Raw genomic sequence first — 8906 nt, forward strand, 5'->3', positions numbered from 1 at the left:
TGCGGTACTGAAGGTGTAGAGGGAGTTCTCAATCGAGGACGTCAAACGGAAAATGGACGATATGAAGCGGTGCGGCATGAACATCGCGGTGATCTGGCCGGCCGTGTTCTGGTGGGAAAATAAGGCGCATGCCCACTACCCGTTCCAGACGGGGATCGAAATTCTGCAGTACGCCGAGCAGATCGGGATGCAGGTTATCATGGAGCTGGCCGGGCAAATCACCGCCTTGGAGTACGCGCCGGATTACCTGATGAAAGAAGACTACTACACCGTCAAATTGGACGGCACCTATGACAAAACGAAGCTCGTGTTCGATGCCTTGAACTACAACCACCCGGAAGTGAAACAGCTGATCAAGAAAAATTTCAGCGAGGCCGCGCAGGCTTATAAGGGATTCTAGGCGTTGTACGGCTATGATATTTTGAATGAAACCGGATTCACCTCTTACGACCGATATACATTGCAAGTATACCGAGGCTGGCTGGAGGAAAAGTACGGCACGATCGAGCGGCTGAATGATGCATGGGACCGGGTGTATTACAGCTGGCACCAGATCGAGTACAACTTCTGGCAATGGCCGAGCGTGATGCCTCTCGTCGATTGGCAGCAATTCCGCAAAGCGAACATGGGGATGATTTTGCGGGAGTGGAGCGGCTACGTGAAGGCGGTCGACCCGGATCGTCCTACTATCGCCGACAACATCAACTCGATGGTCGCGACGGATATGTTTTATGGACGGCCGCATGACGACTGGAACGCGGCGGACAATGTGGACGAGTACGGCATCTCGTTTTATCCGAAAGAAAACTTGGCAGGCTCTCCGGCCTATAAGCGTTGGCTGACCTTTGTCGGGGTGCACTCGGCTACGAGGAGCGGACGGTTTTGGATTTCCGAGCTGCAGAGCCATCATCGCAACATGTTCAATCCGAGTAGCATCGTGTACCCTTATGAGCTCAAATGGTGGGCCTGGGAGGCGATCGCTCACGGCGCCAAAGGGATGATCTACTGGAAGTGGGATCCGTTCATCAAAGGAAATCAGACGGCGGCTCGCGGCTTGGTCGATTTGAAGGGCAACTTCACACCGAGGGCGAAAGCCGCTCAAGAGATGGCGTCCGTCCTGGAGGAGCATGCCGACGCTTTTACCGCGTATGAGCCGGTGAGGCCGAAAGCCGCCATTTTATACGATAGGCTGACCCATGATTTCACGAAGTCGTATACCCATGCTTTGCCGGACGAGACCAGCATTTATCTGAACTCCATCGCGGGGCTGTACGAATGCTTGTGGGAGCTGAACATTCCGGTGAAATTCATTACGCCTGACGATGTGAAAAGCGGTAGGGCGGGAGCGTTCGGCTTGCTGATCTTGACCAATCAGCTGACGATCGGCTCGGATCTGGCGGTGGCGTTGCAGGGGTACGCCGAACAAGGCGGCACGATCGTGGCGGACGGGAAGTTCGGAGAAATTGCAGAAGACGGCGTTTTGCACGAGGATTGCCCGGGTGGCGCTCTGAACGAGGCGCTTGGGTACCGGTTGATCGACATTGATCCGCTCCAGTTGGATTTTACGGTTGCTTCGGCAGACGGACGGGCTGGCGGTCTTGCAGGGGGTACGGTTCCCGGTTATTTCGAGAGAAAATTGCTGAGCGTGGAAAGTGACGGTGTGGAAGTTTTGGGCCGCTATGAGGATGGCTTCCCGGCTATTCTAAGCAGCACGATGGGACAGGGACGTGTCGTCTATATTTCTACTATGCTGTGGTACGGCTACTATAAACGGCCGGATGCCAGGGTGCTGGATTGGTTTCGTGAGCTGAAGGCGGAGTATGGGCTGGCACCATTCGCGAGCAGCGATCCGCGCTTGAAATTGGCGGCCATGCGTGGAGAAGACGGGTTGCTGCTGTACGTATTCAATTATGAGTCGGATTCGATTGCAGCGGAAGTCGTGCTGGAAGGAGTCGGCACTCGGGTGAAGTCCGCGGTATGCGTGACGGATGGCAGTCTGCATCCGGTGCACCAGGAGCAAGACCGGATGGCGATGCATATCCAGGCTCCCGAGAAGGACGTGGCGATTTATCGGGTGACTTGGGCGAAATAATCGTATGGGAAAAAGACCGTTCGACGCTGGGCGGATTTTTTCCTTCATTAATATAGTTTTGTGGGACGAGAAGCTGGCGCTAAAAAACTTGGGGATGAAACGGGAGTTGATACGACATGTCGGCTATTTTTATGTCCAACCCGACGCAATTGGAAGCGAAGCTGGAGGAGTGGTTGAAGCATTCTCCGGACCGTATTCGGGTGGAATATGAAACGGCTTACTCGGGGCATAAGGTGTATGCGATTTCTTTGTCAGATTTCGCGGTGCCCGATGAGAAGAAGAGGAAATTGTATGTCGCGCAGCCGCATGCGCACGAGCCGGCTACAACGGCGGGAATGATCGATGTTATTGAACAATTAGTTGCGGGGTATGATCTTGCCGGTCGGCCAACGTTGCTAGATGTGGGGAAGGTGCTGGCAGGCATGGTAGTGACCTTTAATCCGATCGGGAATCCCGGCGGCGTGGAGCGCTCCCCTTACCCGTATTGGGATGGGACGGAAGTGCCGAACGAGCGGTTCTGGTGCATCATGTTCGGAGAAGATCCGGATGCGCCTGGACAACGATGGAATCGCGTCGATCAGTTCGATACGAAGGAGCTCCAAGCCCCCGATCCGATCGGCATAGCCTACGAACAGCTGGATGCGTACACGTATGTAGAGCCGAACCGGACGCAGCTATCGTCGTACTCGAAGCTTTTCCGGCGTATGGATGCGGAGTATAGGTACGACTATTGGCTGGATCTGCATCAAACGGAGTTCGTGAACTCGGCAACGCAGTGTCAAATCCTGCTTCCGACAGTAGGCCTACAGACCGATGAAATTCGTATTCAGTGCGAGGCTTGGGCCAACCACATCTCGGAGGTTTGGCGCGAGGCCGGTTTTGTTGTGCGCCCACCGGCTCCGCTCGGGTATACCGGCACGCAAGCCGAGTATTTCCGTCGCAATTGGGGAGACATCCACCGACGGATGTGCAAGATGACGGTCGAGGTGAAGAACAACTCCGCCTGCACGCCGCCTGAGCGACAGATGGAAGCGGAAGCATTGGCGGTTGTGGCGACGATCCGGCGGATTTGCGGCGAAGTTTGAGAGGGTTTATGTGTGCGGAGGCATCCTGTTTACGCGGTTGGCGTAGCGGGATGTTTTTTTGTGCGTTGATGAAGTTAAGGCGTCTTGAAAGGGGAATTAAAGTTTGCTGTTCATAAATATTTTTTGTTTTTTTGTGAAGGACCTAGCGATTTTGTGGTATACACCACGTTTTCCCTGTAATTGACTGTCATTAGGACATTGGTCCCTCAAATCTTGTGAGTTTTTTGTCAGGAAAGTATTTTATAATTTTATACGATAGGAAAATCGCACTATCTTGTCGAATTGCGTCGCATGGACTAATTTACCTTTAAGGAAGAAGAGGGGCATCGGGATGATCAAGAAACGAACTTTTCGGAAGTGGACGGCGGCTGCCTTGGCTTGTTGCATGCTACTTGGCCTGTTGCCTGCTGGGCAACCCGCTACAGTTGAGGCGGCGGACGATGATTTGCTTGTCATGTTTGGTAATAACGTGACGGTGGGGAACAGAACGAGAGAAGCAGGAAATGCGTTTGTGAATTTTAAGCCAGATAACACTGCTCCTGGATTTTCACGTAAAGAGAGCGGATATGTTGAGCGAATTGTTTATGACTCTGGTGATTTTCAATTAGGTACTGATGACGATGAAACTGCATATGCGCATTTTGAAATTAATATTAGTGCTAATCCGTATCTCTCAAAGCTCGCGGCTTCTAACGAAGCTGAAGTGATTTTTGGATGGGATAAACTACGCTACTACAGTGGAACTTCATGGGGGTTTCCCTGGGAAAATAATACATGGGTAAAGCTTATTATTGATGGGAAAGAAGTTGTTAACAGGGGGACAAATAATAGGAGCGTGGAAGCAGAAAGTAGAACTTTTCCAATAAAAACTACAAGTATTATTCGGATTGAAGTATATGGTGACGGAACGGATGAAGGAAACTTTACTGGTCCAGACAAGCTCTTTGTTGGTTTTCAAGACAAAACGGCTCCTAAAATCGAAAACTATACATTCAAGAGCAACGGAACCACAAGACATAACGATACGATCGATCAAAGGCAGTTATTCATTAAACAAAATGAGTATGTCTCGTTAACGTATAACTTTAGCGAACAGGTTCAGCCTTCAGCCTACAGCAAGCTGACAGGAACTGCTGCTGAGACCCTTAGTTTACCGTTCCGACAGCATTATTTCTTTAAAAATGAGGACGGAACTTTACTGCCCGGGGAAAGTCAAGAGCAATACCTAATCAATGAAACCTATAACAAAACGAATCTTGCAGATTTCCACAAATCAGTGGAGTACAAATATACGGGCATTCGGTTCCATAATAGTGCAAACAATCCAACTCAACAACTAATGCTTGGCAACGACCCGGGTTCTCTTGAGACTAAGCTTAAAAATGCTAAATTCGCAGATGTTGCCGGGAACTTAGCGACCATAAATATACCACGCAAAGTTACTGATGACAGTGCAACTTATCTTAAGAACAACACTAACCCGCCTGCGGATCCATTCGACTACTCTAATAAAGGCTTTCGTGTAATCATAGATGCAGTCCCTCCTAAATATACAAAGGTAGGCAACGGCATACAACCAGAGATACTAACGGGTGTGACTCTAAATAACAAGGACGAGATCCTTTTCACGGTTCAGTTTACGGAAGAGACTATAATCAGAACCGGCTACACGTTAGGCGAGACCTATCTCCTATTTAGCAACGGACAGAAAGCTACATATGTTGACGCAGACGATACGAAAAAGTGGGGGAACGGTACGAAAGAGTGGAGGTTCAAAGCTACAATCACAGATTTGAAAGAATGGGAGAGTCCCTTGCTGAAAGTCGTAAAATTAACAAATAAAGGATCGGGAAACCCGTCAACCGAAGCCGACGATCAAGACACCGAAGTGCTGCAAGACTACGCTGGCAACTTTTTGATCGAGCCTGCCAACTACGATGGCAACTTCACAGACGGCAATCTCTCAGGAGACCATTTCACTTCCCGCGTAAACACCAAAATCGATTGGGCACAATTATCGATCGATAACACTAAACCTGATATTTTGTTCCGCTATGAGAACCAGAATGCGACTGATGCGGTGTATCGAAAGAGCGGCAAAATTACAATTGATGCTACTGATTCGCAATTAATGGATCAGGGCCAACCGTCTACACTTGCGCCGAGTAAAGGGATCTACAGACCTTCCAATATGACAGGCTCCTCCGCGCCTACAGTAGGACTAGTCTACTACTATTGGAGCGATAAACCTGAAGATCCGTTCCTAGGTAAAGATACGGTTAAAAACTTTGCAGCAGTAAAGCGGTTCTCCCTATCCGCTAAACAACCTGTTGAACTCGATAGCAATTTGTCTGATGTAACCCTAAAGGTAGCCAACAACAAGACGAATCTGATCGCTCCGCCGCCAGGGGCATTGCAAGACGGAACAGCCAAGCCGTGGTATCTGCATACTTGGACAGCGGACATGACATGGGATTCGGCGCGTGAATTAAAGCAGTACGAGAAGATGAAGACATATATCAAGGATCACCCTACCGAGTATGCCAATTGGATAGCGGCGGCTCCAGGCTCAGAGGCGGATAAGATCGTATATGCCAACAATGAGGCGATGAAAAAAGTCGGGGATTACGGTGACATTCTGGAATGGAAAGTAGAAGATTTCCAACAGGAAGATTCCAATTGGACCTATAAAAGGGGAACTATCTTATATGACAACCAAGTCCCTTCCATCACCTTCGGCACAATTAATGGTGACGGAACATCAATCGCTGACGTTATGGTCAGTGTAACCGATCCACACAGTGGAGTTGCCCTTAATTCTGATTCGAACCCGGAAATCAAGTACATGTGGGTTAAGTCGGGAGAACAGCCAACAGGACCGGATTGGTCTACGGCAGTCCTAACTGCAGGCACAGTCAATCTCAATTCCATCAATAAAATTGTTGAGGATGGAGACTATGTCCTGGCTGTCAAGGCAATTGATCAGGCTGGGAACGAAGCAATCCAGACAAGTAGGGCAGTAAAGATTGATTCGAATGCACTAGTTCCGGGAAATTTTGAAACTACTTCTAATTTGAACATTTTTAAAAAGAGCCATAATGTCGAGTTCAGAATCAAAGGCATAGGTGCACAAACGGTTAGCTCAGTAACCTATGCAACCTATTCCCAGACCGTCACCGATTCCACATACGGTACTTATGTAGCTTTTTCGCTGAGCTCCAATTCGACTAGGCCGGAAGACAACAGCGCATACACTACGCTCACTGCATTTGATCTGAAAGACGACTACTATCACTATGATATCCCGGTCGACAGCACATATAACGGTGTAGTTTACGTGCATATGAAAATTCGCGTAGTTTCGGATTTGTCTCCGGTAGTGCCTGATCGATTCTATTATTTCAGCAAGGAATACTATTTCGATAATTTACCGCCGTCCGTTTCCTTCAGCACGAATGGGGTCCCGTATCCCCAATCCAGTCAAAAAGTAACGATAGCGGTATCGGAACAATACGGTCAGTCACCAACAACCCTAAAATACATCAAGCAAGAGAGTTCGTTACCGGCTCCTACGGAGAGCTCGACATGGACCCTTCTTCCGCCCGAAAGAGTGGTCACGATTGATAATGATGGGTTCGCTGACGGCGAAGAAAAGGATTTCAAGCTATATATCCTTGCGGAAGACCAAGCTGGCAACCGGATCATTAAAGCAACAACTGGCATCTTCAAAATTACCAAAGTGGGGCTAGGAGCGGCTCCAGCTCCGATCCGTTCCAATCTGATTTACCTCTACGGCGATCAGACTGAGGGTTACACGGCCGTAATAAAGGTCGATATCGACTCCGTGGATAAAGAAGGTTATGAGTACTCTGTCTCTTCCGATGGTGGCGAAAGTTGGTTGAAGTGGAAGCCTTACACTAACTTTGTAGCCGTCAAGGTACCAACGAAAAACGCAGCGGATTTGAAAATTCAATTTAAAGTCCGTACTCCGTTTGGCGTAATCGGTAACCCGATGAGTATGACGACTATCGGAAGCTTTATCCAAGAGCCGGTTTATGCTTTGGCAAGCTTGAGCACCACCAGGCCGGTGAATTCGTCTACGGGAGTTGATATTTTCGTCGCACCGCCACTCGGCATTCGAGCTGTGGCTTCAGCAGCGAATCCTTCCGTACCGGTCCGCACAGGAAATACATTCCATGTAACGAAAAATGGCTACTACTCATTCGATCTCACCGATCTGGCAGACCCGACCAGAACCGACAAGCTGTACATCGTAGTTGCCAATATCGATGATGTCGCCCCGATCGGCAGCGTCGAGAAACTGGTGCCGGACTTGAAAACCAATGGCAACGTACCGGTCAGGCTTAATACCAATGAACCGGTTCAGATCACCAATAACGGTGGCAAGTCGATCTATACTTTTACGGAAAACAACACATTCACTTTCGAGTTTAAAGATGAGGCGGGCAACGTTGGTTATGCCCCAGTAACCGTAGATAGTATTGATCGCGAAGGTCCTGAAGTGAAGATCATCCGTTCCTTTGCCTACGGGGAGAACCATAGCCTGACTTACGGCACGATCAAGGATGCGCAGGACAATGTGCTGTATGCACAAGGAGTTACGCTCGAAGTGGTGAAGAAGAACGCGAGCAGCAAAGACTTTATTGTTCCGAATGGCGGACCTACGCTTTCGGTGAAAGAGAATGGAACGTATTCTTTCCAGGCGGTTGACCCTGTGACTGGAAATGTAACTGTAGTTGAGGAGACAATTGAAAACTTTATCGTCAATTCGCCTCCGGCTGTCACCAATGTTCATTACGAATTCGTGGACGATAACGGGAACCCTGTGGATCAAGCACGTAAAGCTATTATTAATGGCAAAGAAGTGGCTAGAGGTCAGGTAAAGGTTACACTTAGCGGGACTACTACTCCGGATAATCCTGTGATTACAGGCCTCGTCCCGATTTATGACGAGAACGATGCGGTCACGAATCGAATTAGCGATTCTTCAGGAGCGTTCTCTTATTCTCGCGTCTATGGTTCTGAAGGCAAAGCTAGGATAGCGCTGTCTGACAAATTGGGTAACGTTAACCGAGTCGAAGTCAACATAGGCGGACTGGACAACAAAGCGCCAGAGCTTCAACTGAAGATGCCGATCACGGCTGTACAGCGAAACAAAGCAGACTTCAATTTTAAAACCGATCTGGGCGGGTATTCGGTATCTGATAACTTCTCTGCTTCGGAAAACATCAAAGTCACAATTAGCGGATTGGACCTAACTCAGACCGGGCGTTATGATGTCACGTACACCGCTGTCGATCAGGTAGGGAATGAAACCGTTGCTAAACAAAGCGTGTTTGTGGTCGACCAGGATGGCGTGCTTGTTTTCGCGAACGACATTCTGATCTCTTCTTCGATTGGCGAGACGGCCTTGTTCGATACGAACAAGCTCACGTTCCGAGTTCTCGGCTTCGAGTTCATGGAAGTAGATGGTGTCAAACAGGTCAATGAACGGGCGACTTACGATGTTTACTATCAAGACGGATTATACCGAGAAGGCATTATGAAGAACATCGCGACAAAGCTGACGTACCAGCAACTGAAGAATGGTCAATACAAGGTTACTTTCCCTAAGACGGGCTGGTATACCATCATAGTCAGAAGTCAAGAGAGGGATCGGGAATTCGCCACCTTCTTCATCGGAGGAATGCAATGATGACCCGACTAGG

At 49.0% G+C, this 8906-nt stretch carries 4 protein-coding genes; all 4 read left to right on the forward strand.

Going from position 1 to position 8906, the window contains the following annotated elements; all coding sequences use genetic code 11:
* Positions 1-52: 52 nt before the first annotated feature.
* The 4 genes from PKO02S_RS02980 (at position 53) to PKO02S_RS02995 (ending at position 8893) form a co-directional block, all read left to right on the forward strand.
* Entirely contained in the window at positions 53-400 is a 348-nt protein-coding gene (locus tag PKO02S_RS02980) for a hypothetical protein (protein ID WP_127579601.1), read from the forward strand.
* A 3-nt stretch (positions 401-403) separates the two neighbouring features.
* The gene (locus PKO02S_RS02985) at positions 404-2092 is read left to right on the forward strand and encodes a beta-galactosidase (protein ID WP_127579602.1); all 1689 of its coding nucleotides are present in this window, start codon (positions 404-406) and stop codon (positions 2090-2092) included.
* Positions 2093-2208: 116 nt separating this feature from the next.
* Complete coding sequence (locus tag PKO02S_RS02990; protein WP_127579603.1) at positions 2209-3177, forward strand: M14 family zinc carboxypeptidase; 969 nt, start codon at positions 2209-2211, stop codon at positions 3175-3177.
* Positions 3178-3508: 331 nt separating this feature from the next.
* A complete protein-coding gene (locus PKO02S_RS02995; protein WP_127579604.1) occupies positions 3509-8893 on the forward strand; it encodes a hypothetical protein in 5385 nt (1794 codons plus the stop codon).
* The last annotated feature ends 13 nt before the right edge of the window (positions 8894-8906 follow it).

The sequence above is a fragment of the Paenibacillus koleovorans NBRC 103111 genome, assembly GCF_004000845.1.
Lineage (GTDB): Bacteria > Bacillota > Bacilli > Paenibacillales > NBRC-103111 > Paenibacillus_AA > Paenibacillus_AA koleovorans.